General features: G+C 64.3%; 28 protein-coding genes. 10 read left to right on the top strand and 18 right to left on the bottom strand.

The features are described 5' to 3' along the window. Positions 1–59: 59 nt before the first annotated feature. Positions 60–377: a helix-turn-helix domain-containing protein gene (locus Q0687_RS06390; protein WP_298873577.1), complete on the top strand. Its 318-nt coding sequence runs from the start codon at positions 60–62 to the stop codon at positions 375–377. Positions 378–554: 177 nt separating this feature from the next. Here the strand turns inward: Q0687_RS06390 and Q0687_RS06385 are convergent, their stop codons facing one another. From Q0687_RS06385 to hemH, 4 genes are all read right to left on the bottom strand, one after another. After that, complete coding sequence (locus Q0687_RS06385; protein ID WP_298873575.1) at positions 555–998, bottom strand: NfeD family protein; 444 nt, start codon at positions 996–998, stop codon at positions 555–557. Positions 999–1,109: 111 nt separating this feature from the next. Next, entirely contained in the window at positions 1,110–2,114 is a 1,005-nt protein-coding gene (locus Q0687_RS06380; protein WP_298873573.1) for an SPFH domain-containing protein, read from the bottom strand. A 219-nt stretch (positions 2,115–2,333) separates the two neighbouring features. After that, complete coding sequence (locus Q0687_RS06375) at positions 2,334–3,302, bottom strand: ABC transporter substrate-binding protein (RefSeq protein ID WP_298873571.1); 969 nt, start codon at positions 3,300–3,302, stop codon at positions 2,334–2,336. A 10-nt stretch (positions 3,303–3,312) separates the two neighbouring features. Further along, positions 3,313–4,350, bottom strand: coding sequence for a ferrochelatase (hemH, locus tag Q0687_RS06370; protein WP_298873569.1), 1,038 nt, complete (start codon positions 4,348–4,350; stop codon positions 3,313–3,315). A gap of 82 nt (positions 4,351–4,432) precedes the next feature. On the opposite strand from hemH, the gene Q0687_RS06365 reads away from it, so the two are divergent. Then, positions 4,433–4,831: an MAPEG family protein gene (locus tag Q0687_RS06365; RefSeq protein WP_298873568.1), complete on the top strand. Its 399-nt coding sequence runs from the start codon at positions 4,433–4,435 to the stop codon at positions 4,829–4,831. A 13-nt stretch (positions 4,832–4,844) separates the two neighbouring features. Here Q0687_RS06365 and Q0687_RS06360 read toward each other — a convergent pair whose 3' ends face one another. Genes Q0687_RS06360 through Q0687_RS06350 form a run of 3 tightly spaced genes read right to left on the bottom strand, consistent with a single transcriptional unit; the run spans position 4,845 to position 8,673 of the window. Further along, entirely contained in the window at positions 4,845–5,963 is a 1,119-nt protein-coding gene (locus tag Q0687_RS06360) for a nickel/cobalt transporter (protein ID WP_298873566.1), read from the bottom strand. Then, positions 5,960–6,589 carry a DUF1007 family protein gene (locus Q0687_RS06355; RefSeq protein WP_298873564.1) on the bottom strand — a complete coding sequence of 210 codons (630 nt, stop codon included), beginning with the start codon at positions 6,587–6,589 and terminating at the stop codon, positions 5,960–5,962. The genes Q0687_RS06360 and Q0687_RS06355 overlap by 4 nt, the downstream gene beginning before the upstream one ends. Before the next feature lie 5 nt (positions 6,590–6,594). Then, positions 6,595–8,673, bottom strand: coding sequence for a M3 family metallopeptidase (locus Q0687_RS06350; protein WP_298873562.1), 2,079 nt, complete (start codon positions 8,671–8,673; stop codon positions 6,595–6,597). 137 nt (positions 8,674–8,810) lie between these two features. Here Q0687_RS06350 and Q0687_RS06345 point away from each other — a divergent pair, with 137 nt between their 5' ends. The 6 genes from Q0687_RS06345 (at position 8,811) to Q0687_RS06320 (ending at position 15,337) form a co-directional block, all read left to right on the top strand. Continuing rightward, positions 8,811–9,065 carry a hypothetical protein gene (locus Q0687_RS06345; RefSeq protein ID WP_298873560.1) on the top strand — a complete coding sequence of 85 codons (255 nt, stop codon included), beginning with the start codon at positions 8,811–8,813 and terminating at the stop codon, positions 9,063–9,065. Between the two features lie 671 nt (positions 9,066–9,736). Beyond that, a complete protein-coding gene (locus tag Q0687_RS06340; RefSeq protein WP_298873558.1) occupies positions 9,737–10,879 on the top strand; it encodes a type III PLP-dependent enzyme in 1,143 nt (380 codons plus the stop codon). A gap of 145 nt (positions 10,880–11,024) precedes the next feature. Further along, positions 11,025–11,612: an N-acetyltransferase gene (locus tag Q0687_RS06335; RefSeq protein WP_298873556.1), complete on the top strand. Its 588-nt coding sequence runs from the start codon at positions 11,025–11,027 to the stop codon at positions 11,610–11,612. 146 nt (positions 11,613–11,758) lie between these two features. Then, entirely contained in the window at positions 11,759–12,148 is a 390-nt protein-coding gene (locus Q0687_RS06330; protein ID WP_298873554.1) for a RidA family protein, read from the top strand. Between the two features lie 40 nt (positions 12,149–12,188). Then, positions 12,189–13,631 carry a saccharopine dehydrogenase C-terminal domain-containing protein gene (locus Q0687_RS06325; protein ID WP_298873552.1) on the top strand — a complete coding sequence of 481 codons (1,443 nt, stop codon included), beginning with the start codon at positions 12,189–12,191 and terminating at the stop codon, positions 13,629–13,631. Positions 13,632–13,729: 98 nt separating this feature from the next. Continuing rightward, complete coding sequence (locus Q0687_RS06320; protein WP_298873550.1) at positions 13,730–15,337, top strand: lyase family protein; 1,608 nt, start codon at positions 13,730–13,732, stop codon at positions 15,335–15,337. Positions 15,338–15,379: 42 nt separating this feature from the next. Here Q0687_RS06320 and Q0687_RS06315 read toward each other — a convergent pair whose 3' ends face one another. The 10 genes from Q0687_RS06315 to Q0687_RS06270 form a co-directional block, all read right to left on the bottom strand. Then, on the bottom strand, positions 15,380–16,120 hold the full coding sequence (locus Q0687_RS06315) for an acetoacetate decarboxylase (protein WP_298873548.1): 741 nt from the start codon (positions 16,118–16,120) through the stop codon (positions 15,380–15,382). A gap of 114 nt (positions 16,121–16,234) precedes the next feature. Beyond that, entirely contained in the window at positions 16,235–16,564 is a 330-nt protein-coding gene (locus Q0687_RS06310) for a hypothetical protein (RefSeq protein WP_298873547.1), read from the bottom strand. A 102-nt stretch (positions 16,565–16,666) separates the two neighbouring features. Further along, positions 16,667–17,383: an MgtC/SapB family protein gene (locus Q0687_RS06305; protein ID WP_298873545.1), complete on the bottom strand. Its 717-nt coding sequence runs from the start codon at positions 17,381–17,383 to the stop codon at positions 16,667–16,669. Between the two features lie 30 nt (positions 17,384–17,413). Continuing rightward, entirely contained in the window at positions 17,414–18,430 is a 1,017-nt protein-coding gene (locus Q0687_RS06300; RefSeq protein WP_298873543.1) for a WD40 repeat domain-containing protein, read from the bottom strand. Beyond that, positions 18,430–19,479, bottom strand: coding sequence for a GTP-binding protein (locus Q0687_RS06295; protein WP_298873541.1), 1,050 nt, complete (start codon positions 19,477–19,479; stop codon positions 18,430–18,432). The genes Q0687_RS06300 and Q0687_RS06295 overlap by 1 nt, the downstream gene beginning before the upstream one ends. 54 nt (positions 19,480–19,533) lie before the next feature. Continuing rightward, positions 19,534–20,397 (bottom strand): zinc ABC transporter substrate-binding protein, encoded by an 864-nt coding sequence (locus tag Q0687_RS06290; protein WP_298873539.1) that lies wholly within the window; start codon positions 20,395–20,397, stop codon positions 19,534–19,536. A gap of 2 nt (positions 20,398–20,399) precedes the next feature. After that, the gene (locus Q0687_RS06285; protein ID WP_298873537.1) at positions 20,400–21,269 is read right to left on the bottom strand and encodes a metal ABC transporter permease; all 870 of its coding nucleotides are present in this window, start codon (positions 21,267–21,269) and stop codon (positions 20,400–20,402) included. Between the two features lie 6 nt (positions 21,270–21,275). Continuing rightward, a complete protein-coding gene (locus tag Q0687_RS06280; RefSeq protein WP_298873535.1) occupies positions 21,276–22,031 on the bottom strand; it encodes an ABC transporter ATP-binding protein in 756 nt (251 codons plus the stop codon). A 2-nt stretch (positions 22,032–22,033) separates the two neighbouring features. Beyond that, positions 22,034–22,294 carry a hypothetical protein gene (locus Q0687_RS06275; protein ID WP_298873589.1) on the bottom strand — a complete coding sequence of 87 codons (261 nt, stop codon included), beginning with the start codon at positions 22,292–22,294 and terminating at the stop codon, positions 22,034–22,036. A 214-nt stretch (positions 22,295–22,508) separates the two neighbouring features. After that, positions 22,509–23,105, bottom strand: a complete 597-nt coding sequence (locus Q0687_RS06270; RefSeq protein WP_211381291.1) for a superoxide dismutase — start codon at positions 23,103–23,105, stop codon at positions 22,509–22,511. Positions 23,106–23,340: 235 nt separating this feature from the next. On the opposite strand from Q0687_RS06270, the gene Q0687_RS06265 reads away from it, so the two are divergent. Both Q0687_RS06265 and Q0687_RS06260 read left to right on the top strand, forming a co-directional pair. Continuing rightward, on the top strand, positions 23,341–23,868 hold the full coding sequence (locus Q0687_RS06265; protein ID WP_298873531.1) for a GNAT family N-acetyltransferase: 528 nt from the start codon (positions 23,341–23,343) through the stop codon (positions 23,866–23,868). 104 nt (positions 23,869–23,972) lie between these two features. After that, positions 23,973–24,413: a DUF2147 domain-containing protein gene (locus tag Q0687_RS06260; protein ID WP_298873529.1), complete on the top strand. Its 441-nt coding sequence runs from the start codon at positions 23,973–23,975 to the stop codon at positions 24,411–24,413. Here Q0687_RS06260 and Q0687_RS06255 read toward each other — a convergent pair. Further along, on the bottom strand, positions 24,410–25,561 hold the full coding sequence (locus tag Q0687_RS06255) for a DUF3095 domain-containing protein (protein ID WP_298873528.1): 1,152 nt from the start codon (positions 25,559–25,561) through the stop codon (positions 24,410–24,412). The genes Q0687_RS06260 and Q0687_RS06255 overlap by 4 nt on opposite strands. Between the last annotated feature and the right edge of the window lie 22 nt (positions 25,562–25,583).

Below are 25,583 nucleotides of genomic sequence, written 5' to 3'. Positions count from 1 at the left end.
TGCTACAATTACTGTAGCAATACGCTACATTATCTGTAGCAAGACGCAAGAGGGGCGCGATGGCAAAACAGGCTTCAGGAAAAGTCCGCGGCTCGCGCACCGGCCGGCCGATCATGGCGCTGCTCGACCTGCTGGGCCGGCGCTGGACCTTGCGAATTTTGTGGGAGCTGCGTGAGGAGCCCCTCACCTCGCGGGCGCTCCGCACCGCCTGCGACGAGGCTTCGCCGACGGTGCTCCAGGCGCGGCTGACGGAGTTGCGCGAGGCGGGGTTCGTCGAGCTCGGCGACGGCGGCGGTTATGGATTGACGCCGCTGGGACGGGAGTTGTGCGAAATGGTCATGCCGCTGCACAGGTTTGCGGAGAGGTGGCAGAGGTAAGACAGAGCGGCCAAGTGCACCGATAATCCTTCTCCCCTTGTGGGAGAAGGTGGCGCGACCGGATGAGGGGTATCTCACCCCGAGCTCAGCATCGCGTTTGAGGAGAGATACCCCTCACCCGTCTCGCCGCTTCGCGGCGAGCCACCCTCTCCCACAAGGGGAGAGGGGAAGAAGGAATTACGCCGCCGCCACCGTCAGGTTGGCACCATCGACCTGCACCACCTTCACCCGCGTGCCCGCCGGCGTATCCGGGCCTGCCACGCGCCACACCGTGTCGCCGATGCGCACGGTGCCGTTGCCGTCGATGATCGGCTTCTCCAGCGTGAACTCGCGGCCGAGCAGCGCCTCGGTACGCTTGTTGAGGAAGGGGCTGGCGCTCGCCTCCGGCTTCGGCCGGGCGAGCCGGCGCCATACCGGCACCGCTGCGGCTGCGAACACCGCGAACATCACGAGCTGGATCTGCCAGGAGATGACTGTCACGAACGAGATCAGGCCGACCAGCAGCGCGGCAAGCCCGAGCCAGAACAGGAAGACGCCCGGCGCGATCACCTCAAGCGCCATCAGGATGAAGCCGAAGATCAGCCAGTTCCAGTTGCCGAGCGATACGAGCACGTCGGTCATGACACGCCTCTTTGTATGGGCGCATGCCCTTGTCGGAAAACCGGTCTCCACTTTTCCGGGGCATGCGCTGATATGAGCGCACGACCTTAGCAGAAGGTCATGCGCCGTTCCCTAACCCTGCCGCGGCGGCACCGCCGGCGGTGTGCCGCCGGTCGGCGGCACCGAACCTGTACGGCGAGCCGCGGCGGTCGCGGACGCAGCACTCTCGCCAAACGTTGCCTTGGCGATCTCGCCAATGCCGGCGAGCGAGCCGAGCATGCTGGTTGCTTCGATCGGCAGCATGATGATCTTCTGGTTCGGCGCATCCGCGAATTGGCCGAACGCCTTGATATATTTGTCGGCGATGAAGTAGTTCAGAGCAGCCACATCGCCCTTGGCGATGGCATCGCTGACCATCTGGGTTGCCTTGGCCTCGGCTTCTGCGGAACGTTCGCGGGCCTCGGCATCACGGAATGCTGCTTCCTTACGGCCCTCGGCCTGAAGGATCTGGCCCTGCTTGGCGCCCTCTGCGCGCAGGATCTCCGACTGGCGCTGGCCTTCGGCAGCCAAAATGTCGGCGCGCTTGACGCGCTCGGCCTTCATCTGCCGGCCCATGGCCTCGACGAGGTCGGCGGGCGGCACGATGTCCTTGATCTCGATGCGGTTGACCTTGAGGCCCCAGGGTGAGACCGCGGCATCAACGACGCGCAGCAGGCGCTCGTTGATCTCGTCACGGTGCGACAGCACCTGGTCGAGATCCATCGAGCCCATCACCGAGCGGATGTTGGTCATGGTCAGCACGATGATCGCTTGTTCGAGATTGGCGACTTCGTAGCTCGCCTTGGCGGCGTCGAACACCTGGAAGAAGGCGACCCCGTCCACCGTCACAGTGGCGTTGTCCTTGGTGATGACCTCCTGCTCCGGAATGTTGATCACCTGCTCCATCATGTTGATCTTGCGCCCGACGCGATCGAAATAGGGCACGATCAGGTTAAGCCCGGGGCGCAGCGTCTGCGTGTATTTGCCGAACCGCTCGATGGTCCAGTCATAGCCCTGCGGCACCGTCTTCACGCCGGTAATCAGCGTGATGATGACGAGTAACACCAGAACAATCGCGAAAATATCGAAGCCGCTCATATGTCCTCCAAGGCGGAAAAGAAGCCGGGAAACAGGCCCTTCCCGCGCTATCATTGGTCGGGATCAGCACCCTATCGGTTCAGCGGTCGCTTTTCACGTCGGCATTGGCGCCTTTCCGCACAAGACGCGACGAGAGGGAACGGTCACGATTATGTATTTGCGAGGGCCCTTGAAAGCGCGACGACGCAGACCTAGCGGAAAAGGTTAAGAAATGCCGCCCTACTCGATCACTTCGTTCGCGATTGCGAGCAGGCCGGGAGACAGCGTGACGCCAATCGCCTTGGCCGCTTTCAGATTGATCGCCAGCTCGAACTTGGTGGGATTCTGCACCGGGAGGTCCGCAGGCAGGGCGCCCTTCAGAATGCGATCGATGTAACCGGCGGCACGACGCAGCTGCTCGGCACTGTCGGTGCTGTAGGACATCAGCCCGCCTTCGTCGACAAAGGCGCGGCTCCAGAACACCGACGGCAGGCGCGATTCCGCGATCGCCGCCAGCAGCGGCGCGCGATTGGCCATGGTGAAGAAGTCGGGCAGGACCAGGAAGCCGCCATCCCTGTGCGAAGCTAATGTGGCCAATGAGGCGACATCGTGCACCGGCGCGGGCTCGACCGTCACATGCAGCATCTGCGCGGCTTCCTGGAGCGTGCGCAGCATCAGCGGCGCGAATGGCGCGGTGGCGGGATTGTAGACGACGTAGACGCGAGACAGTTTTGGCGTAACCTGCGTCAGCATCTCCAGCCATTTGCCGGCGAGCGGGCCGTCATAATCGGTGAAGCCGGTGATGTTGCCGCCGGGATGGGCAAGGTTTTCGACAAAGCCCTGGCTGACAGGATCGGTGACGACCGAAAACACGATCGGGATTGTCGTAGTGCGGCGGCGCAGCTCCTCCACCGAGGGCGTGCCGAGCGCGAGCAGGACATCGGGCTTGAGAGCGATCAGCTCGTCGGCAAGCTGCGCAAGGCGCGCCCGGTCGCCGGCGCCACTGCGCCAGTCGACCCTGAGATTGTCCCGCTCTTTCCAGCCGAGAGCTGTAAGCGCCTCCACGAGGCGGGTCTGGCCGATCACGTCATCGGCTGACGTGACCGAGAGCACCCCGAGCCGGCGCGGTGTCGTCGGCTGCTGTGCCGGCGCCGAGGCCGGCCATGCCGCAAGCGTTCCAAGAAGCGCCAGGCAGTCGCGGCGGTTCATGGAGCGCTCCCTAGATCCAGCCCTGCAGCTCGCGCAGCACCAGGGTGCAGATCACATCCATGCCCGGGTCGCTGTCGTTGAGGCAGGGGATCGCCGAAAACTGCTCGCCGCCATTGTGCTTGAAGATCTCGGCATTCTCCTGCGCGATCTCCTCCAGCGTCTCCAGGCAGTCGGCGGAAAAGCCCGGCGTCACCACGGCGATGCGGCGCACGCCTTCCTTGGCGAGGCGCTCCATCGTCTTGTCGGTGTAGGGCTGCAGCCACTCGTCATTGCCGAAGCGCGACTGGAAGGTCAGCAGCAGCTTGGTGTCGTCCATGCCGAGCCGGCGGCGCAGCGCCTCGGTCGTCGCGATGCAGTGGCCCTGATAGGGATCGCCCTTGTCGACATAGGATTTTGGCATGCCGTGGAAGGAGGCGACGATCAGTTCGGGCTTGAACGACAACGTGGCGAGATGCGTCTCGATCGAGACGGCTAGCGCCTCGATATAGGCCTCGTCCTCGTAGTAAGGCGGCGTCACCCGCAGCGTCGGCTGATTGCGCAGTTGGGCGAGCACGCGGAACACCTCGTCGCAGACCGTCGCCGAGGTCGAGGCGGAATATTGCGGATAGAGCGGTACGGCGAGGATACGCTCGCATCCCTTCGCAATCAGCGCATCGATCCCCGACTTGATCGAGGGATTGCCATAGCGCATCGCCCAATCCACCACGACATGCGTACGGTCGGAAAGCGCGGCGGCAAGCTTGTCGGCTTGCGACCGCGTGATGGTCTTCAGCGGCGACTCGTTCTTCTCGACGTTCCAGATCTTCTGGTAGTCGAGCGCCTTGGTGCGGGGGCGGCTGCGCAGGATGATGCCGTTCAGCACGGCTTTCCAGATCAGGCCCTGGTCTTCGATGACGCGGGCGTCCGACAGAAATTCCTTCAGATAGACCCTTACGCCGGGCGCGTCGGCCGTATCCGGCGTGCCGAGATTGACCAGCAGCACGCCGACGCGCGGCTGGCTGGGCTGATTAGTCGGCTTCGCGGTCGAGATGGGGGCCAGGGTCGTCATGATCCGTTGGGTCGCGCGTTGCTCCGAACTTGTCAAGATGAGCCCGGTTTCGCTAGGGTCGCCCTTAAGCGGGGGAGGGAAGATGACGCTCGCGGAATGGTGCGTGCTCGGAGCGCTGCTGCTCTATCTCTTAACGATCGTCTCGATCAAATGGATCAGGTTTCGCGGCTTCGACAATTCCCGGCCGCGCGATCCCGCCTTTTACGAAGACGCCATCTCGCAGCGCGCGCTCGGCGCGCACCAGAACGGCATCGAGACCTTCCCGTTCTTCGCCTTCGCGGTCCTGCTCGCCGAATTCCGCGACTCGCCGCAACGCCTGATCGACGAGCTCGCAGTGCTGTTCCTGATCGTGCGGGTGGCCTATGTGCTGACCTATCTCGGCAGCCGCCCGACGCTGCGCTCCATTCTCTGGAGCATCGGCTTTGCGCTCAATCTGGCGATCTTCCTCATGCCGCTGTTGAAGCGGTTTTTGCCGATGTAAGCCGGCTCTTCCTTCAAAAACACGTCGTCCGCTCGGCGGCGACATAGCCGAGCAGCAACCCCGCCCCGAACAGCAGCACGAGAGCGGCAGCGGCGAATTCGATGCCGCGCATGAACAGCGCGCCGCCGCCGGCGCGGCTCGCGCTGAGGCGACCGGCGATGTCCTTGGCCGAGACTGCGACCACGGCGATGGTAGCGACCGTGATCGCGGTGCCGAGACCCATCAGGAAGGTCGCGGCGATGCCGGCCCAGAACAGGCCCTGGGCCAGTGCGAACACCAGCACCAGGATCGCCCCCGAACAGGGGCGGATGCCGACGGTCAGGATCGCGGCGAAGCCCCGCCGCCAGCCGCCGGGGCCGGCCAGTTCGCTCGGGGTGGGGCCGTGGGTATGGCCGCAATGCTCGTCGTGGACGTGGTCGTGCCCGTGATGGTGATGGGCGTGCCCGTGATCGTGGCCGTGATGATCGTTGTGATGGTGATCGTCGTGCGCATCATGATGATGGTGACCGTCATCATGATGGTCATGCGGCACCCCAGCCATCGCCGGCACCGGCTGCGTCGCCTGGAGCGCGCGGATGAAGGTGCGTCCCTTGACCCAGACCAGGCGCAGGCCAAACAGCGCGATCAGGCCGTAGCTCGCGATCTCGATCGCGCCCTCCGCCTTGCACATGGTCCTGGCGGTCGCATTCAGGATCCAGGCCGAGATGCCGACGATCAGGATCGCCACCAGAGACTGCATCAGCGCGGATGCAAAGGACAACGCGATGCCGCGCCTGAGGGTTTCGCGGTTGGCGACGAGATAGGAGGCGATCACGGCCTTGCCGTGGCCGGGGCCGGCAGCATGGAAGATCCCGTAAGCAAACGAGATGAAGAGCAGCGTCCACACCGCCGAGCCGTCGGATTTGGCGGCGCGGATGGTCGACGACATCTGGCGATAGAATTCGGATTGTTTTGCCAGCAGCCAGCCGATCAGGCCGCTGGCCCCGGGCTCCGCCGCAGGCGCCTGCTTCGGCGCGCCGAACGGATTTTGTGCGAAGACGTGATGGATCGCGGCGTCGGCCAGGCCGAGGGCGAGGAGAACGGCGGCACAGGCGAGGAGCCCGCGCCCAAGCGGCGAGCGATGCGGCTTCATGGACAATCCACCGTGATCTTGTTGGCGAACATCATGCCGAAATTGGCGTTGGGGCCGTCGGTGAAGGTCTGCTCGTTGAGCTTCTGCGCGGTCGCGCTGCCGTCGCTGGGACGATCGAGCTTCATCTGGCAGCCCGTGGGCGCGCCGACCAGCTTGACGGGATTTTCCTTGGCCATCTGGAAATCGATGAAGAAGGAGCGGTCGAACACTTCCAGCATCAATTGTTTCGGTTTGAGCGGCGTCTTCAGCGGCAGGGTGAAGTGCAGGGTCAGCACCGAGTCCTTGTAGTCGAGATAATAGTCGACCGGCTCGCCAAAGCGCTCCTTCTTGCCGTCCGCCTTCGCGAAGGTGAAGTAGGCATATTCCTTCAGCGACTCGACATTGGTCTGCGCCAGCGGCCCCAGCTCCTCGCGCGTATAGGCGCCCTTCTTCTTGGCCTCGAGCCCCTGCACCGCATAGGCCGAGAACATGTCGTCAAAGGTCCAGGCGTGGCGCACGCCGGTGATGCTGCCGTCCTCGGCGTAGAGCAATTCGCTTGAAGCGGTGATCCAGACATGCGGATGTGCGCTCGCCGCGCCCGCCACAAGCGTGAGAGCAACGGCGAGCAGCCATCCCAGCGCGCGCATGCCGGTCAGGCCGCCTTGTCGTCGAGCAGGCCGCGGCGGCGCAGCAGCGCGTCCGGCTCGGGCGGACGGCCGCGGAACGCCTCATAGGCCGCTTCCGGATCGACCGATCCGCCGCTCGAATAGATGTCGTCGTGCAGGCGTTTTGCCACGGCGGGATCGAAGATGTTGCCGGCTTCCTCGAATGCACCGAAGGCATCGGCGTCCATCACCTCCGACCACATGTAGCTGTAATAGCCGGCGGCGTAGTGATCGCCGGTGAAGATATGGCCGAACTGGGTCGGCCGGTGCCGCATCGAGATTTCCTCGGGCATCCCGATCTTCTCCAGCTCGCGCCGCTCGAAGGCCCGGACATCCTGCGCGGCTGAAGCCGGCTGGGAGTGGAACTCGAGGTCGACCAGCGCCGAGGAGACGAATTCGACCGTGGCAAAGCCCTGGTTGAATTTTCGCGCGGCGAGGAAGCGCTTGAGCAAATCGTCCGGCAGCGGCTCGCCGCTCTGGTAGTGGCGGGCGAACTGCCTGAGCACCTCGGGCCGCTCCTGCCAGTGCTCGTAGAGCTGCGAGGGCAGCTCGACGAAGTCGGTGAACACGGAGGTGCCCGACAGCGACGGATAGGTCACGTTGGAGAGCATGCCGTGCAGGCCGTGGCCGAACTCGTGGAACAGGGTGCGGGCATCGTCGGGCGACAACAGCGCGGGCTCGGATCCGGTGCCCTTGGCGAAATTGCAGACATTGATGACGAGCGGCGCGATCTCGCCATCGAGCTTCTGCTGGTCGCGCAACGAGGTCATCCAGGCGCCGGAGCGCTTGGACGGCCGGGCGAAGTAGTCGCCGTAGAACAACGCCTTGTGCTTGCCGTCGGGACCCTTGACCTCCCAGACCCGGACGTCGGGGTGCCAGACCGGCACATCCTTGCGCTCCTCGAAGGTGACGCCGAACAGGCGCGTGGCGCAATCGAAGGCAGCGGCTATCATCTGATCGAGCGCCAGATAGGGCTTGATCGCGGCGTCGTCGAAATTGGCGCGCTGGAGGCGGAGCTTCTCGGCATAGAAGCGCCAGTCCCACGGCGCGAGCTTGAAATTGCCACCCTCTTCCGTGATCAGCGCCTGCATCTCGTCGCGATCGGCGAGCGCGCGGACGCGGGCCGGTTTCCAGACCCGCTCCAAGAGGCCGCGAACCGCGTCCGGGGTCTTGGCCATGGAATCCTCGAGCCGGTAGGCGGCGAAAGTCGGATAGCCCAGGAGCTTGGCGCTCTCCTCGCGCAGATTCAGGATCTCGCCGATAACAGCATTGTTGTCGTTGGAGTTGCCGTTGTCGCCGCGCGCGATGAAGGCCTTGTAGACCTTCTCGCGCAGGTCGCGGCGGCCGGCGCTCTTCAGGAAAGTCTCGACCGAGGAGCGCGACAGCGTGACGATGGCCTTGCCTGCCATGCCGCGATCTTCTGCCGCAGCCTTGGCGCCGGCGACGAAGCTCTCCGGCAGGCCCTGGCGGTCGGACTCACCCAGCTCCATGAACCAGTCCTGCTCGTCGCCAAGCAGGTGATGGCTGAAGCCGGTCGCGAGCTGGGCCAGCTTCTCGTTGATCTCGGCCATGCGCGTCTTGGCCTCGTCGGACAGGCCGGCGCCGGACCTGTGGAAGCGGGTGTAGGTGCGCTCCAGCAGGCGGAGCTGCTCCGGTGTCAGGCCGAGTTGGGCGCGGTTCTCGTGCAGCTGGGCGATGCGGCCAAACAGCACGGCGTTCATCATGATCGGATTCCAGTGCCGCGCCATCCGCAAGGAGACCTGCTTGTCGATGTCGAGGATCGCTGGGTTGGAGTGCGCCGAGACCAGGTCGTAGAAGACGGAGGCGACCTTGTTCAGCAGCTTGCCGGAGCGCTCCAGCGCCGTGATGGTGTTGGCGAAGTCGGGCGCAGCCGGATCATTAGTGATGGCCGCGATCTCGGCGGAGTGATCGGCGAAGGCCTGCTCGAAGGCCGGCAGGAAGTGCTCCGGCACGATCTCATTGAAGGGCGGGGTCGCAAACGGCGTCACCCAGGCCTTCAGCAGCGGATTGGTCTCGGAGTCCGTAGTTTGGCGGGGGTCTGACATCGCAAGTCTCGTTTTTTGAGGCAATTTGTTGCAGCCAGCTATAGCACGCGATGGGGCTTTTTTGGGCCATTTGGCCTTGCTCCCGCCCGCCTTTTCGGGGAGATTGCGGCCCTCGAAACACCGGACCTTGAACGCCCATGAACGCGCCCTCCTCGTCTTCCCGTCAGATCGTCTGGCCGAGCGTCATCACCGTCATCAGCGCCGCCATCCTGATCGGCGCCGAGGTGTTCGGCGCGGCGTTTGCCGGCGGCTGGGCACTCTCCATTCTGATCGGGCTCGGTGACCAGGGCGCGCACATCCTTCAGGCCGTGCTGTTCGCACTTGGCGTGCTGGTCATGACCGCCTTCATTCGCGCAGCTCAGCGCGTCGAGCCGTTCTTCAAGCGCGGCTGACACGTCTCACGCGTCAGCGACGCGCGCACAACACAGAAAACTTAACGCGCGTTCATCTTCCGCGTCGCTCGCGCAACACTGCGCAAGCAGATGTTAGGCAATTCTGTTCTCAGCCTAAAAAAATTCTTGCGAAGCGGAGTCAAAACGCTTATGTGCGGACTTGCCCAATTTCGCACGTGCCTGTGGTCGTGTGTCAGTCGGTAGGTATCCGGACAAGAGGCCGGACAGCCGCCAAGGGGTGAAGAAGCCGAGGGGCTCTTCGGAAGTGCAGAAGTCGAGGACTGAAAAGTCGAACGACTGACGGCAAACCCGAAGCGTCCAGCATCTCTCTCAAGAGATGCCTTGTCGAAGGTGACTTCACTTTTTGCAACCGTGACTGGCAGCCGGAGGCGAACCGGCGCACCCCGCTCTCAACGGGGGACGCGACTTAAAGCAACGACGGATCGGGCTTTTTTGGTCTCTACCGGCATTCCAACGCCGGCGCGGGCTACTGAAAAGGCTTGTCCTTCATTGCCAGGTGTGCGGGCGGGAAATTCCCAACCAATCCACGGCAGCACAGTCTGATTTGAGTCTTTGGCTCGTCGCGCCTCCATCGCGCGATCTGGCCGGGGCGCTTATCCGACGACATTTTTTGAACGGATCCCCGTCGCTGGGCCGTTTGGGAGAGTGCTATGACCGAACGTATTCACGAATTCCTGCGCAACCGCCGCAGCGAGGGCCGGGACACCGAGCCTTGCCTCGTGGTCGATCTCGAAGTCGTGCGCGACAACTACCAGACCTTTGCCAAGGCACTGCCCGATAGCCGCGTGTTCTATGCCGTCAAGGCGAACCCGGCGCCGGAAGTGCTGTCACTCCTGGCCTCCATGGGCTCCTGCTTCGACACCGCCACCGTCGCCGAGATCGAGATGGCGCTGGCTGCTGGAGCTACGCCCGACCGCGTCTCCTTCGGCAACACCATCAAGAAGGAGCGCGACATCGCGCGCGCCTTCGCGCTCGGCATCCGCCTGTTCGCTGTGGACTGCGTCGCCGAGGTCGAGAAGGTCGCCCGTGCCGCCCCCGGCGCGAAGGTGTTCTGCCGCATCCTCTACGACTGCGCCGGCGCCGAATGGCCGCTGTCGCGCAAGTTCGGCTGCGACCCGGAGATGGCCGTCGAGGTGCTCGACGTCGCCAAGCGCTTAGGCCTTGAGCCGTGCGGCATTTCCTTCCATGTCGGCTCGCAGCAGCGCAAGGTGAAGGCGTGGGACCGTGCGCTGGCGATGGCCTCGCAGGTGTTCCGCGACTGCGCCGAGCGCGGCATCAACCTGACCATGGTCAACATGGGCGGCGGCTTCCCGACCAAATACCTGAAGGACGTGCCGCCGGTCGTCACCTACGGCCGCTCGATCTTCCGCGCGCTGCGCAAGCACTTCGGCAACCAGATTCCGGAGACCATCATCGAGCCGGGCCGCGGCATGGTGGGCAACGCCGGCATCATCGAATCCGAGGTCGTGCTGATCTCGAAGAAGAGCGACGAGGACGAGGTGCGCTGGGTGTACCTGGACATCGGCAAGTTCGGCGGTCTCGCCGAGACCATGGACGAGTCGATCCGCTACGCCATCCGCACCCCGCATGACGGCGCAGACATGACCCCGTGCGTGCTCGCCGGCCCGACCTGCGACAGCGCCGACGTGCTGTACGAGAAGAACCCGTATCCGCTCCCCGTCACGCTCGAGATCGGCGACAAGCTGCTGATCGAAGGCACCGGGGCCTATACGTCGACCTACTCGGCCGTGGCGTTCAACGGCATCCCGCCGCTGAAGACCTATCACATCTGATTTGCCACATCTGATCCGCCTCTCTTCTTCAGAGGCCTGACGAACCCGGGAGCCGGCTTGCCGGCTCCTTACCCGACATTGCCATTCTGACGACGCTTGAGCCCGCGTGCCTTCGCGCGTGGATCCAAGCGAGGACTGACGCGCCATGACTGCTCCTCGGAAGCCACAAATTGCCCTCACCTCGGAAGCCGCTCCGTTCGCGATCCGTGCGGAACGTGCTGCCGACGTCGCGACGCGTGAAGCGCTGCTCGATGCCTGCTTCGGCGAGACCCGCCATAGCCGCACATGCCAGCGCCTGCGCGACGGACGCGCGCCCGCCGCAGGCCTTGCCTTGTCGGCGATGCGCGAAGGCAAGCTCGTGGGAACCGTGCGGCTGTGGCACGTCAGCGCCGGAGACAGGCCCGCTCTGGTCCTCGGACCGTTGGCGGTGGACCCTGCCTGCCGCGAGCTCGGGATCGGCGCCGCGCTGATGCAACAAGCGCTGGTCGCCGCCCGGGCGCGCGGGCATGAAGCGGTGATCCTGCTCGGCGATGGCCCCTACTACGCCCGCTTCGGCTTCTCGGCCGCGAAGACCGGCGCACTGCTGCTGCCCGGCCCGTTCGAGCGCGAGCGCCTGCTGGCGATCGAATTCACCGACGGTGTGCTTGATGGCGCCGAAGGGATGATCGTTCCGACCGGCGCGGCCCTGCCTAAACGGAGGGTGGTTCGTCCCCTCCAGGCGCACGCGGCGTAAGGATTTGCCATGAGGGCAACGACCGAAGCCGCGCCACGCGGCAACGCTCGGTCGCGCCTTCGCTTGCTCCGTTGCTTTGGGGTTGCGTGAGCCCCCGAAACGCCCTTTAAACCCACGAAATCCACCTTTCAGCCGAGGCCGAACCCATGTCCCGTCGCCTGATTTCCACCGGCTCCCCCCTCGAGAAGTCCGTCGGCTACAGCCGCGCCGTGGTTGACGGCGAGTTCTGCTTCGTCGCGGGAACCACCGGCTATGACTACACGACGATGACGATGCCTGATGATGTCACGAGCCAGTCACGCAACTGCTTCAAGACCATCGAAGCCGCCCTGAAGGAGGGCGGGTTCGAGATGGCCGATATCGTCCGTGCGACTTACTACGTCACCGACGCCAGCTACATCGATGATCACTTCGCCGTCTGCGGCGGGGTTCTCGGCGACATCAGGCCGGCAGCGACATTGCTGGTCGTCAGCGCCCTCGCGAATTCCGAGATGAAGGTCGAGATCGAAGTCACCGCCAAGCGCCGCAGCGCTTGATCCACCCCTGTCCGCCAGCACGTTCCGGAGAAACCATCCCATGAGCCCTCCCTCGCAGATCTACGCGAAGATCACCGGTCCCATCGTCATGGTCGGCTTCGGCTCCATCGGCAAAGGCACTTTGCCGATGATCGAGCGCCATCTCGACTACGACAAGTCGCGCGTCACCGTGATCGACCCGAAGGACGAGGGCCGCAGGGCGCATTGCGAGAAGCAGAATGTGCGCTTCATCCAGAAGGCCGTGACCAAGGAAAATTATCGCGAATTGCTGACCCCGCTGCTGACGGAAGGCGGCGGCCAGGGCTTTTGCGTCAATCTCTCCGTCGACACCGGCTCGACCGACATCATGGAGCTCTGCAACGAGATCGGCGCGCTCTATATCGACACCGTCAACGAGCCTTGGCTCGGCTTCTATTTCGATTCAACGAAGGGCCCGGAAGCGCGCTCCAACTACGCGCTGCGCGAGGTGACGCTGGCCGCCAAGCGGGCGCGCCCCGCCGGCTCGACCACGGCCGTGTCCTGCTGTGGCGCGAACCCCGGCATGGTCTCGTTCTTCGTCAAGCAGGCGCTGCTCAATGTCGCCGCCGACCTGAAGCTCAATGCACCCAAGCCGAAGACCAAGGCCGAATGGGCCGATTTGATGCGGCAGGCCGGCATCAAGGGCATCCACATCGCCGAGCGTGACACCCAGCGCGCGAAGAAGCCGAAGGAGCCCGACGTCTTCGTCAACACCTGGTCGGTGGAAGGTTTCCTGTCGGAGGGCATGCAGCCGTCCGAGCTCGGCTGGGGCACCCATGAGAAGTGGATGCCCGAGAATGCCCATACCCATGAAGCCGGCTGTGGCGCCGCGATCTATCTGATGCAGCCCGGCGCCAACACGCGCGTGCGGACCTGGTGCCCGACGCGCGGCGCGCAGTACGGCTTCCTCGTCACCCACAACGAGTCGATCTCGATCTCCGATTACTTCACGGTGCGGGATGCCTCGGGCAAGGCGGTCTACCGGCCGACCTGCCACTACGCCTATCACCCGGCCGACGATGCCGTGCTGTCGCTGCATGAACTGTTCGGCCGCGCCGGGAAGATGCAGGAAAAGCACCACATCCTCGAAGAGGACGAGATCGTCGACGGCATTGACGAGCTCGGCGTGCTCTTGTTCGGCCACGACAACAACGCCTACTGGTTCGGCTCGCAGCTCTCGATCGAAGAGACCCGGGAGCTTGCGCCCTATCAGAACGCCACCGCCCTGCAGGTGACCTCCGCGGTGCTCGGCGGCATGGTGTGGGCATTGGAGAACCCGAACGAGGGCATCGTCGAAGCCGACGAGATGGATTTCGATCGCCTGCTGGAAATCCAGCTGCCGTATCTCGGCCCGGTGAAAGGCTTCTATACCGACTGGACGCCGCTGACGGATCGTCCGGGACTGTTCCCGGAGGAGATCGACAGCAGCGATCCCTGGCAGTTCAAAAACATCCTGGTGCGCTGACCGGCGCACCTGTCCGGGCCGTGAACGGGAGGCTAATAGCCTTCCGCCAGCCCGGGTGCTAACCAACCGCCCGGTGGCACGGCAACCGGGAGGTCCGCATGAAGAACATCGCCTGCATCGCGGGAGGCGTCAGCCTCCTGATCGCGTCCCACGCATGGGCCGCGGACACCGGTCAGTTGCCCTGCAAGACCACGCAGGAATGCAACGAAAACGCCGCCAAGATCGGCGCCAACGCCCCCAGCGACGCGCAGCCCTCGACCAGCAAATCGGACGCAGCCGAGGACCAGTTCTACTGGCTCAACAAAATCAACAAGGCCTCCACCGTGATGCTGGTGGAGGAAGGCATCTTCCCGAAAACGACCGGCCAGCTGATCGCCTCCGGCGTCGACTACACGATCCGCCAGGCACGTGAGCCCGACGGCAAGCGCCCGAGCGACGTCCTTCAGATCGAGAAGATCATGACCGACAAGGTCGGCGAGGAGGCCTCGGTCATCCACGCCGGGCGCAGCCGCCAGGACATGTACGCGACCTTCCGCGCGGCCAAGCTGCGCAACCAGACCCTAGATTTTGCCGAGGCGCTGCTCGGCTTGCGTGCCAAGCTGCTCGCCAAGGCGGCCGACAATCTCGATGCATTGATGCCCGGCTACACCAACGGCGTGCAGGCGGTGCCCATCACCTATGGTCATTACCTGCTGGCCTATGAGGAATCGTTCGAGCGCGACCAGCAGCGCATCAGCGAAGCCTACCGCCGGCTCAACCTCAGCCCGATGGGCGTCGGCGTCATGTCCGACTCGATCTGGCCGCTGAACCGCATGCGCCTCGCCCAGTTGCTCGGCTTTGACGGCATCGTCGAGAATTCGATGGACGCCAACCAGGTGATCCCGTTCGACAACCAGCTCGAGGCCACCGCCATCGCCAATTCGGCCGCCATCCGCATCGGCGCGATGATGCAGGACCTGCATACGCAATACGCCGAGGTGCGGCCGTGGCTATTGCTGCAGGAGGGCTCGACCTACACCAGCAGCTCGATGCCGCAGAAGCGCAATCCGGGCCTGATCATGCAGGCGCGGATCGCCGCTTCAGATGTTGTGGGGCTGTCGGGAGCGGTGTCGATCCGCGCTCACAACGTCATGTCAGGCATGGTCGATTCCAAGTCCCAGTCCGAGGATATCGGCCTGTTCCCGCGCGCCGTCAAAATGGTCAGCGCCACCGACCGGGTGTTCGATGCGATCGTGGTCAACAAGGCCCGCGCGAGGGAAGAGCTGGAGAGCGACTGGACCTCGACCATGAACCTCGCCGAGCTGCTGCTGGAGGCGCACCAGATCCCGTTCCGCGTCGGGCATGGCTTTGCGTCACAAATGGTCAGCTATGCGCGGCCGCTGGATCTCACGCCCAAGACCATCCCCTTCAATGAAGTGACCGACCTGTTCGCCAAGACGCTTGCCAAATTCAACATGCCGGCAAGGCCGTTCCCGATGAGCGAGGCCGAATTCAGGGAGGTGATGTCACCGGAATGGATCGTGACGCACACCAAGGGCGTCGGCGGTCCGCAGCCGGAGGAGACTGCGCGGATGCTTAAGTCGTCGCAGCAGCGCCTCGATGCCGACAAGCTCTGGCTTGCCGCCCAGCGCGACAAGCTCACCAAGGCCGATACTGCGCTCGACCAGGCGTTTGCGACGCTGCTGCCGAACGGCGCGGCGAATTAACAGCGGACCGGGGCGCGTCATGCCGCGCCCCGCCCACTCACATCACTTCGCCATGTAATCGAACGCCACGCTGCCGAGCCCGAGCGTCAGGTCCGCCTTGAAGTGCAGCGCCGAGATCACCTCGCGCACCGGCAGGCGGGCGACATCGCAGAGCGCGTGAGGAAACAGGCCGAGCGCGGCGGGGCCGGTCCAGGCTTCCTTCAGCGTGATGTCCTCGAGATGGAAGCGCACCAGCTCGCAGATCCGGGGGGTGCCGTCGACATGCGGGATAATCTTCAGGATGAAGTTCGGCGTCTTCATCGGCTGCAGCACCGCGTCAAGGTCCACCTTGCGGTGCTTGTAGCCCATGGTCGCGGAGGCACAGAGCACCGAGCCGTAATGCAGCGAGCCGACCAGCACGTCGCTCTCGACCTCGATCTTCGGCCGCGCCAGCTTCTTCGGAAAGCCCCACAACTCGCGTCCGCCGGCGATCGGCCCCTCGTCGTCGAGATACATCGCGTGGGTGTAAGCGCCGAGCTCGCCCTTGAAGCGGACCGGGATCACCTGCCCGGTCTCGGTGTAATCGCCGAAGCCAGTCGAGTCGGGCATGCGGATGAATTCGTATTTCACCACCGGCTCCGCCACCTCAAGCGGCTCGGGCACGATGGCCGCAAGGGCTTCTGGATCGGTCCTGTAGGTGATGATGAAATACTCGCGGTTGAAAAAGCGATATGGCCCCGGCGGGAACGACGGGTTGGTGAGCGGCATCGAATAGGCGGTGCGGCGAACGTCCTCGATCTTCATGGGAGCCCCATCTGTCGTTGGTTCGACGGATTATGGAGCGGGCCGGGCGTCGAGGCGAGATCGTAAAAGCAGCAGCAATCGTCACATCCGCGTCAAAATGCGCGGCCTTTGATGCTACTTCTTCTCGAGCGGCGGAGCGACCTTCTCGGCGGGCGCCGGCGGAAGTGCCGGTTTGGTCGCCGCACCCTGCGTCTGCGGATCGGGGCGCGCCGGCTGGGGAGCAGGCGTGGTGGGACGCTCGCCGCCGGGCTTTGCCTCGGCGGGCATCTTGTCCTGATCGGTTGATGGGGTGCCCTGGAGCGGCTGCGTCGCCTGCGCCAGCTCAGTCCTGCTCTCGGCGCGAATTTGAGCCAGTGATATCACCGAGACAACGACGCCCGCTGCGAACAGCGAGCCGGCAATTGTGAGATCGAGCTTCTGGTTTCGCTTGTTCTGGCTGGGCATGTCGATCACCGCCTTTTGTCCGGGGGATCAACGAATTTCCACGATTGCAGTTCCACGCGTCGCTAGGCGGGAACCATGGTTCGGGGCGCTCAAATGCCGCGCTCAATCCGTGGTGCTGACTTCCCAGGTGGCGTGACGGACCCCCGGCAGGTGCTGGAGCTCGGTTGCCACCGCGTTGAGCTCGTTCGGATCGACCGCGGTCGCAACCAGCTCCGCGACGATCTCGATCAGATCGTCACCGGTCTCGACAATCTCGACATCGGCGACCGGATATTTTGCGTCCTCGAGCTTGTCGACGAGCCGGTCGCGCATGTCGGGCAAGGCGTCCAGCGCAACCGCGAGCTTGAAGTAATAGGTCGCCTCAAGCGACTTCACGTTCAGCGGAATGCGGTTGATGGCATTGACGAGGGGGCGTAGCAGCGTGTTGCCGGCAATGATGAACACGGTGAGCGCAGCCGCCTGCGCGACCATGTCGGCCCCGGCGCAGGAGCCGACGGCGGCGGAAGCCCATAGCGTCGCCGCGGTGTTGAGGCCACGGACGTCCATGCCCTGCTTCATGATGACGCCGGCGCCAAGAAAGCCGATGCCGGAGACGACATAGGCGATCACGCGGACCGCGCCGTCTGCGCCATCCAGATGCATGGCGAGATCGACGAAGGCGGCGGCGCCAACGGCGACCAGCACGTTGGTGCGCAGGCCCGCGGTGCGCTGGCGATATTGCCGCTCGGCACCGATCAGCGTGCCCAGCACGAAGGCTGTGAACAGGCTGATCAGGGTGTCGGCAAAATCAGCGAGCTGGAAGGTCGTGAGAAATCGCATGGTCCCCTATACGGCGGGAACCATGACAGATCAAAGCTCCAGCAGCCCGCCGTCCCCATTTTCGTGGGCGAAGGCGAGCAGCGTGCCCTTGGCGTTCCAGGCGAGCCCGGCGACCGGCGGCGCGCCATTGCGGCGGACCAGGATCTCCGCGCCGTCCTCCATCCGCACCATCAACACGGTGCCGTCAGCGTAGCCGCAGGCCAGGATGTCGTTCTTCGGATGGCAGGCGACAACCGAGACGCGGGCCTGCAGCGGCGCGAGCATCGCAGGCTCCTTGCCCATCGGGCCGTCCTTGGTGGCGAACGGCCAGATGATGACGGTGTCGGCGCCCGAGGTCGCCAGCCCCTTGCCGCCCGCGCTCCAGGACATCGAACGGACGCGGCCGGGATAGCCGGTCATGCGCATGTGCCTGTTGTCGGCAAGGCGCCAGCCATGCAGCGCCGCCTCATGCATCGAGGTGACCAGGAATTTGTTGTCCGGGCTGAAGGTGACGCCGAGATGCGAGCCGGCCCAGGGCAGGAATTCGGCCGACCCCTCCATGTTCGGAAACCACAGGGTGGCGCCATTGTAATGCGCGATCGCAAGCCGCAATCCCTTCGGCGCAAACCCAAGCCCGCCGACGGTCGAGGGAACATCGAGCGACTTCTCGGCCTTGCCGCTCTTGACGGTCGCCGTCTTGCCGGCGGACCAGGCGTAGGCGCCGTCGGGATGCAGCGCGACCGCATCGATCCAGCGCCGCTTCGGATCGGTCGCGAGCAGCGTCACCTCGCCCTTGGCGTCGACCGAGACGACCTTGCCGTCGTCGCCGCCCATCACGAGGCGCTTGCCGTCGGAGGCGACCGAGAGAATACCGCCGCTGTGCACGGCGACTGTAGTGACGTCGCCCTTGTCGTCGACGAACGCGACATTCTCCTCACCACCGACGAAGGCGGCGCGGGGGCCAAGGAAATGCACCGAGGTCACGCCCATGCCGAGCGCAACAGGCTTGACGCGGTCGGTGACGGAGACGATCGAGGCGGACTCGGGGGCCGGCGAAAACTCTTTCATCACGAGACGATGCAGCTCTCGAAGCCTTCGCGAATGGCCTTCTCCGGCAATTCGCGACCGATGAAGACGAGGCGGCTCTCGCGCTTCTCGCCGTCCTTCCATTTCCGCTGGTGGTTGCCCTCCAGCATCATGTGGACGCCCTGGAAGACGTAGCGGTCGTCGTCGTCGTGGAAGGCGAGGATGCCCTTCGAGCGCAGGATCTTGCCGCCCTCGACCTGCACCAGGTTCTGCAGCCAGGGCATGAACACGTTCGGATCGAGCGGCTTGTCGGTCTTGAGCGACAGCGACTGCATGTCCTCGTCGTGATAGTGCTTCAGGCCATGGCCGTGATCATGGTGGTGATGATCGTGGTCGTGATGGTGGTGATGATCATGATCGTGGTCATGATCGTCGGCCTCCAGGAATGAGGGCTCGATGTCGAGGATGCGGTCGAGGTCGAACGCGCCGCGATCGAGCACGTCGGCCAGCGCCACCGAGCAGCGCTCGGTGCGATGCAGCTTCGCATAGGGGTTGATGGCGCGGATGCGGGCCTCGACCTCGGCAAGCTCCGGCTTGGTCACGAGATCGGTCTTGTTCAGCACGATGACGTCGGCAAAGGCGATCTGGTTCTTGGCTTCGGGCGCGTCCTTCAAACGGTCGGACAACCATTTTGCGTCCGCGACCGTGACCACCGCATCGAGCCGGGCGTTCTTCTGCACGTCCTCATCGACGAAGAAGGTCTGGGCGACCGGCGCCGGATCGGCAAGGCCGGTGGTCTCGACGATGATGGCGTCGAACTTGCCCTTGCGCTTCATCAGGCCGTCCATGATGCGGACGAGGTCGCCGCGCACGGTGCAGCAGATGCAGCCGTTGTTCATTTCGAACACTTCCTCGTCGGCGCCGATGATGAGGTCGTTGTCGATGCCGATCTCGCCGAATTCGTTGACGATGACGGCGTATTTCTTGCCGTGGTTTTCCGACAGGATGCGGTTGAGGAGCGTGGTCTTGCCGGCACCGAGATAACCGGTCAGGACGGTCACGGGTATTTTGGAGGCGGTCGCTTCAGACATGAGAACTCCGGGTCGGGCTTTTCCGCGCGACGCACGGCGGGGTGGCCCCCTGCCCTATTGGTCAAGCGCGCTGGTCAGGGCCTTTATATTGTGCCTGACCATATCAATGTAAGTGGGTGCAGGCCCCTTTTCGCCGGTCAAACTGTCCGAAATCAGGGTCCCGCCGACCTTGGCGCCGGTCTCGGCCGCGATCCGCCGGATCAGGCGGTCATCGCTGATATTTTCAAGAAAAACCGCCGGGATCTTTTGGGCCCTGATCTGGCCGATAATGGTGGCGATGTCCCGCGCGCTGGGCTCGGTTTCCGTGGAGACGCCCAGGGGGGCCACGAACTGGACGCCATATTCGGCGGCGAAATAGCCGAAGGCATCGTGGGTCGAGATCACCTTGCGCCGTTCGGCCGGAATTTTGGCGACGGCGTCGCGGACCTCGCGGTCGAGCGCTTCGAGCTTTTCCAGGTAGGCCTTGGCCTGGGTACGGAAGACATCCGCATCGTCAGGATCGGCGGCGGCCAGCGCATTGACAATATCGGTGACGTACATCCTGGCGTTGGGGACGGACTGCCAGGCATGCGGATCGGCGGCCGAGCCGAGCTTCAGGGGCGCGATGCCGGCGCTCGCGGTCACCACCTGCGCCTTGCTGCCTGCGGATTGCACGAGGCGCGGCAGCCAGCCTTCCAGCCCGAGCCCGTTGACGATGACGAGCTTCGCCTCCGCGATTCGTTTCGCGTCGCCCGGTGCCGGCGTGTAGACGTGGACGTCGCAGTCGGGGCCAACCAGCGTGGTCAGATTGATGCGGTCGCCGCCGATCGTGCGGACGAAATCACCGAGGATCGAGAAGCTCGCAACGACATTGAGCCGCTCAGCCGCGTGCAACGGCGAGCCGATCAGCAGCAGGGCAAACAGCAGCAGGACGCGCATCGTCACGCCTCTAGATGCCGGCCGGGAAACAACTGCCTGACGATGCCGCCGACGCGGCCGAACAGGACGGAGACGATGTAGAACACCGTTGCCACCAGAATGATCGCAGGGCCCGAGGGCACGCGGGTCTGGAATGACAACACGAGGCCGGCATAGCCGGAGATCGCGGCCGCGACGACGGCGATGCAGATCATCACCGTGAGATCGCGGGACCAGAACCGTGCAATGCCTGCTGGCAGGATCATCAGGCCGACAGCGAGCAGCGTGCCGAGTGCCTGAAAGCCGTTGACGAGATTGACCACGACCAGCGCGAGGAAGGCGAGATGCGCGGCGCCGCCGGCCCGGCTGACCGTGCGCAGGAATAGCGGATCGACGCTCTCGATGACCAGCGGGCGATAGATCACCGCGAGCACCAGCAGCGTCACGGTGGCGTTGAAGGCGACCACCAGCAGCGTCTGGTCGTCCATCGCGAGGATGTTGCCGAACAAGACATGGAGCAGGTCGATATTGGTGCCCTTGATCGAGACGATGGTGACGCCCAGCGCCAGCGAGGCCAGATAGAAGGTCGCGAGCGATGCGTCCTCCTTCAGTCCGGTCGAGCGCGCGACCACGCCAGCGAGGATCGCGACCGCAAAGCCCGCAATCAGCCCGCCGGCCGTCATCGCGAACAGATTGAGGCCGGAGAGCAGGAAGCCGACCGCGGCGCCGGGCAGGATCGCATGCGCCATGGCATCGCCGACGAGGCTCATCCGCCGCAGCATCAGGAACACGCCGATCGGCGCGCCTGCCAGCGACAGCGCGATGACAGCAGCAAGTGCGCGCCGCATGAACTCGAACTCGGTGAATGGACCGATCAGCGCGTCATAAATCATCTGGGATCACGCCGCCCGCGAACGCGCATCGTCAGCCGCGCAGGCGGTGGCGCTGTCGTCGAACGCTTCGCACATCCGCATCGCGACCATCAGGTTTTCAGGAGTCAGCACCTCCGCCGTCGGGCCCCAGGCCACGGGGCCGCGCGCGAGCACCAGCGTCTCGCTGAAGTGGCTGCGCACCATCTCCATGTCGTGCAGCGCTGCGAGCACGGTACGGCCCTCGTGATGCCAGTGCTTCACCAGCGCGAGCAGATCGGCAATGGTCTTGCTGTCGATGGCGTTGAAGGGCTCGTCGAGCACGATCAGCCGCGCGTCCTGGAGCAGCACGCGCGCAAACAACACCCGCTGCATTTGGCCGCCCGAAAGCGTGCCGATGGGGCGGTTCTCGAAGCCGTTGAGGCCGACCGAGGCGATCGCGCGAAGAATCTTTTCGCGCGCGGCCTTGCCGATGCCGCCGAACAGGCCTGTCCCGCGCCACAACCCGGTACTCACGAAATCGAACACCGAGATCGGGAAGCTGCGGTCGATGTCCGCGCTCTGCGGCAAATAGGCGATGTCACGGGCATCCAACCCGCCGAGATGGATGCTGCCGTCGAGCGGCCGGAGAATGCCGACGATGCCGCGCAACAGGGTCGATTTGCCGGCGCCGTTGGGACCGATCACCGCGACCAGCGCGCCTGAAGCGATCTCGCCACTGAGATGATGCACGGCCGGGTGACGGTCATAGCCGAGCGTGACGTTGCGGAATGCGACCTGGGCCATGGTCACCTCATCGCCAAGAAGACGATGCCCCAGAGCACGGCACAGGCGGCAACCGCGGCCGAGAGGCGCCCTGCCATGGTCATGCGCAGGATCGACCAGGGCGCGTCCTGCGCCGGATGCGGCGAGGCCGCATCGTGGACATGGGCATGGGTGTGGTCGTGCCCGTGCGAATGCCCGTGGTCGTGGGAATGGTCATGGGTCTGGCCAGGAGAATGACCCGGGGCATGGTCGTGATGATGGGGGTGGGACGCGGCGGGAACCATGTCCAAGACGTTATATTATAACATTACGCCTGTCCACGTCCTCGCTCAAGCGGGGTCCCAAAGCGCTCTGTGCCGGGCAATTCCGTACAGCAAAAAAGGCGGCCGCGTCCGCGACCGCCTTTTGTTTGTGTCATTCCGGGGCGGCGTAGCCGAACCCGGAATCTCGAGATTCCGGGTTCGATGCTGCGCATCGCCCCGGAATGACGAGCAAGCCTTACGCCTTGTCGAACAGGGACTCGACGTATTCCCAGTTCACGAGGTTCTCGACGAACGCCTTCAGATAGTCCGGACGGCGGTTGCGATAGTCGATGTAGTAGGAGTGCTCCCAGACGTCGCAGCCGAGGATCGGGGTGGCGCCGTGCACCAGCGGATTCTCGCCGTTCGGGGTCTTGGCGATTTCGAGCTTGCCGTTCTTGACCTGGAGCCAGCACCAGCCGGAGCCGAACTGGCCGACGCCAGCCGCCTGGAAATCGGTCTTGAACTTCTCGAAGCCGCCGAGGTCCTCGTTGATCTTCTTCTCGAGCTTGCCCGGCAGCTTGGTGCCGCCGCCGTTGGGCTTCATCCAGCTCCAGAAGTGGATGTGGTTGTAGTGCTGGCCGGCATTGTTGAACACCGCGGGGTTCTTGCCGAACGAGCCCTTGACGATCTCCTCAAGGGACTTGCCTTCCCATTCGGTGCCCTTGAGCGCGTTGTTGCCGTTGGTGACGTAGGCCTGATGATGCTTGTCGTGGTGGAATTCCAGCGTCTCCTTCGACATAAACTGGCCGAGGGCGTCATAGGCGTAAGGGAGTGGGGGCAGCGTAAAGGTCATGGGTTCTTGTCCGCAACTGATGGGGAACGTGTTGTAACGGTCACCCCTTATAGAAGGTTCCGCCGCCGTTAAATACCGCCAATTTGCGCAATTGGATCATGCGGCCGCTTGGCCGGATTGCATAAAATCGACGCACGCGTGCGCAGCATTTCGACGAACTCCAAAATATCATTGCCTTTGAGGCGCTTATGGGAGAACGAACCTACCACGGCGCGAAGAGGCGAAAGAGAAGGCCATGAGCATCGAGATCGACATCCTCAACGGCGATGCCTCGTGGAAGATCGCGGAACCGCTGCATCAGGCGGTCTGGGGACCGCAGCAGATTGCGGGCAAGTCCTGGGCCCACGTCAAATGGGCCAATGCCGATCCGCGCGTGCTGATCGAGACACCCGAGGATGGCCTCGTCTGCCATGTCGGCATCTACTTCCGCACGGTCACCTGGAATGGACAGAAGGTGCATGTCGGCGGCATCGGCGGCGTCTGCACGCGCGAGGATCGCCGTAATAGCGGCTATGCAACGATGGCAATCGACGCGGCGGTGCATACCATGCGTGCCAACGAGGCAGTTCGTTTTGCGATCCTGTTCTGCGAGCCGCACAATTTCGCATTCTACCAGGCCCGCAGCTGGCTGCCCTTCAAAGGCGAGGTCTATTGCGAGCAGCCGGAAGGACGAATCCGCTTCGACCACATGGCGCCCTATGTCTTCAACATCGTGCGCGCACCGACCCTCGGCACCATCGACCTGTGCGGCCTGCCCTGGTGAGAGATTCGCCGGCGGCAGATGCGCGCGGGGATTTGATACTATCAGGCGTTGCACGATTGTATTTTGCTGCTACTGAGACGCCTCTATTCTGAGGTCCCCTTCCCATGTCCCGCAGATTTGCCGTTCTCGCCGTCCTTCTGGCTGCCCTGTCGGGCGCGACGACCGTCCAGGCCCAGAGCGCCGGGGCGAGCGGGACCTGGCTCACCCAGGCGGGCGATGCCCGCGTCAAAATCAGCAAATGTGGCGGCGGCATCTGCGGCCATATCGTCTGGCTGCGCGAGCCCATGGACACCGCGACCGGGCAGCCCGCGACTGACAGCAAGAATCCCAATCCGGCACTCGCCAAGCGGTCGATGATCGGACTGCCGCTGTTCTCCGGCATGCAGCCCGCAGGACCGAACAAATGGTCGGGCCAGATCTACAATGCCGACGACGGCAACACCTATGCGAGCAGCATCACGGTGACATCAGTCGAAACATTGCGGGTCGAAGGCTGCGTCGGCGCCCTCTGCGGCGGCGAAACCTGGACGCGGGCGGGACGCTAGCTCGCGGCCACCATGGTCTTCAGCACCGTAGCCGCCGAGGCATAGCCGCCGCGCGCGCCGTCGATGAAGTGCACATGATCACTGCGCAGCGCCGAGGGCGTGAAGCAAGTCATCATCGCCGCGTCCTGCTGATAGAGGCCATAGCGAACGACGCCGTCGCGCGCAGCGGTGGCGAGGCGATCGCTCAAGGCGCGCTCGAGCTCGCTCGTGCAGTCGAGGATCATGCGCAGGCCGTCGTCATATTTGCGGAAGTCGGAATTCTCGACCACCTGGCGCTTGTAGACTTTTGGCAGGAAGCCGCCGGCCTTGATGTCGAATCGCATCAGGACATAGGCAAAAAACGTGAAGGCGAGCAGGCGGGCGCGGCGCTGGAACAATGACCCGCCACGGGTCGCCCGCGCCTCATAGTCGAGCCCCTGCGGCGGCCATTTCAGCGGCGGCCCCTGCGGCGGCACGGGGCGACCCGCATCCGGACTGCGCTCGACCAGATGGATGATGTCCTCGATCACCCTGCGGAAGGCGCGCGGGTCGACCCCGGCAGCCGGCATCACCAGCACCGAAAGGATCAATCCGCGCGAGGCCGGGATCACCTCGAAGCGGCAGGACAGGCCGGAGAGATCCGGCTGCGTGCCCGGGGGCGCCTCGGCCACGGCAAACTCGCCGCGTTTCATCGCCGCGTCAGCCCAGGCAAGCCCGCCGCCGGAGAACATGGCATAGGACAAATTGGCCGACGGGCCGAAACGCGCAACGCGCACGTCGAGCCCCTTGGCGCGAATGGCACTGACGGGTACCAGCGCGACCCGCATCTTCAGATCAAGGTCTTCCCGCACCCAGGTCGCGGTCGCGGCCAGCGCTTCGCGCGCCAGCGCGAGATCATCAGGTGCAACGGCAAAACTCGCGCCATCTCCGCCGAACACGAAAGGAAATTCGCGTCCTCCCAAGGCATTCGTCACCGCCGCGATCACGGCGGCCCCGGCCATGTTGACCGCCTTGTAGCGCTGCGCCGCGATGGCCTTCGTGGAATCGACGATATCGGCGACGCCGATGCACCAGTCGTCAGGCAGCGGTGAATACAGCGCGGGATCCATCAGGCTGGTGAAGCCCCGGAAGACACGGATACGGCTGTAAAAGGATTCGCCTGAGTTCATCTGACGATGCCGGATGGCTGGG

Origin of the sequence: uncultured Bradyrhizobium sp. (genome assembly GCF_936928535.1) — a bacterium.
Classification (GTDB): Bacteria; Pseudomonadota; Alphaproteobacteria; order Rhizobiales; family Xanthobacteraceae; genus Bradyrhizobium.
Note: the sequence above shows the minus strand (reverse complement) of the source record. Positions and strands in the feature narration are given on the sequence as shown.

Coding starts and splice junctions, on each gene's coding strand:
- Q0687_RS06390 (WP_298873577.1), top strand. CDS start 60: ATGGCAAAACAGGCTTCAGGAAAAGTCCGCGGCTCGCGCACCGGCCGG.
- Q0687_RS06385 (WP_298873575.1), bottom strand. CDS start 998: ATGACCGACGTGCTCGTATCGCTCGGCAACTGGAACTGGCTGATCTTC.
- Q0687_RS06380 (WP_298873573.1), bottom strand. CDS start 2,114: ATGAGCGGCTTCGATATTTTCGCGATTGTTCTGGTGTTACTCGTCATC.
- Q0687_RS06375 (WP_298873571.1), bottom strand. CDS start 3,302: ATGAACCGCCGCGACTGCCTGGCGCTTCTTGGAACGCTTGCGGCATGG.
- hemH (WP_298873569.1), bottom strand. CDS start 4,350: ATGACGACCCTGGCCCCCATCTCGACCGCGAAGCCGACTAATCAGCCC.
- Q0687_RS06365 (WP_298873568.1), top strand. CDS start 4,433: ATGACGCTCGCGGAATGGTGCGTGCTCGGAGCGCTGCTGCTCTATCTC.
- Q0687_RS06360 (WP_298873566.1), bottom strand. CDS start 5,963: ATGAAGCCGCATCGCTCGCCGCTTGGGCGCGGGCTCCTCGCCTGTGCC.
- Q0687_RS06355 (WP_298873564.1), bottom strand. CDS start 6,589: ATGCGCGCGCTGGGATGGCTGCTCGCCGTTGCTCTCACGCTTGTGGCG.
- Q0687_RS06350 (WP_298873562.1), bottom strand. CDS start 8,673: ATGTCAGACCCCCGCCAAACTACGGACTCCGAGACCAATCCGCTGCTG.
- Q0687_RS06345 (WP_298873560.1), top strand. CDS start 8,811: ATGAACGCGCCCTCCTCGTCTTCCCGTCAGATCGTCTGGCCGAGCGTC.
- Q0687_RS06340 (WP_298873558.1), top strand. CDS start 9,737: ATGACCGAACGTATTCACGAATTCCTGCGCAACCGCCGCAGCGAGGGC.
- Q0687_RS06335 (WP_298873556.1), top strand. CDS start 11,025: ATGACTGCTCCTCGGAAGCCACAAATTGCCCTCACCTCGGAAGCCGCT.
- Q0687_RS06330 (WP_298873554.1), top strand. CDS start 11,759: ATGTCCCGTCGCCTGATTTCCACCGGCTCCCCCCTCGAGAAGTCCGTC.
- Q0687_RS06325 (WP_298873552.1), top strand. CDS start 12,189: ATGAGCCCTCCCTCGCAGATCTACGCGAAGATCACCGGTCCCATCGTC.
- Q0687_RS06320 (WP_298873550.1), top strand. CDS start 13,730: ATGAAGAACATCGCCTGCATCGCGGGAGGCGTCAGCCTCCTGATCGCG.
- Q0687_RS06315 (WP_298873548.1), bottom strand. CDS start 16,120: ATGAAGATCGAGGACGTTCGCCGCACCGCCTATTCGATGCCGCTCACC.
- Q0687_RS06310 (WP_298873547.1), bottom strand. CDS start 16,564: ATGCCCAGCCAGAACAAGCGAAACCAGAAGCTCGATCTCACAATTGCC.
- Q0687_RS06305 (WP_298873545.1), bottom strand. CDS start 17,383: ATGCGATTTCTCACGACCTTCCAGCTCGCTGATTTTGCCGACACCCTG.
- Q0687_RS06300 (WP_298873543.1), bottom strand. CDS start 18,430: ATGAAAGAGTTTTCGCCGGCCCCCGAGTCCGCCTCGATCGTCTCCGTC.
- Q0687_RS06295 (WP_298873541.1), bottom strand. CDS start 19,479: ATGTCTGAAGCGACCGCCTCCAAAATACCCGTGACCGTCCTGACCGGT.
- Q0687_RS06290 (WP_298873539.1), bottom strand. CDS start 20,397: ATGCGCGTCCTGCTGCTGTTTGCCCTGCTGCTGATCGGCTCGCCGTTG.
- Q0687_RS06285 (WP_298873537.1), bottom strand. CDS start 21,269: ATGATTTATGACGCGCTGATCGGTCCATTCACCGAGTTCGAGTTCATG.
- Q0687_RS06280 (WP_298873535.1), bottom strand. CDS start 22,031: ATGGCCCAGGTCGCATTCCGCAACGTCACGCTCGGCTATGACCGTCAC.
- Q0687_RS06275 (WP_298873589.1), bottom strand. CDS start 22,294: ATGGTTCCCGCCGCGTCCCACCCCCATCATCACGACCATGCCCCGGGT.
- Q0687_RS06270 (WP_211381291.1), bottom strand. CDS start 23,105: ATGACCTTTACGCTGCCCCCACTCCCTTACGCCTATGACGCCCTCGGC.
- Q0687_RS06265 (WP_298873531.1), top strand. CDS start 23,341: ATGAGCATCGAGATCGACATCCTCAACGGCGATGCCTCGTGGAAGATC.
- Q0687_RS06260 (WP_298873529.1), top strand. CDS start 23,973: ATGTCCCGCAGATTTGCCGTTCTCGCCGTCCTTCTGGCTGCCCTGTCG.
- Q0687_RS06255 (WP_298873528.1), bottom strand. CDS start 25,561: ATGAACTCAGGCGAATCCTTTTACAGCCGTATCCGTGTCTTCCGGGGC.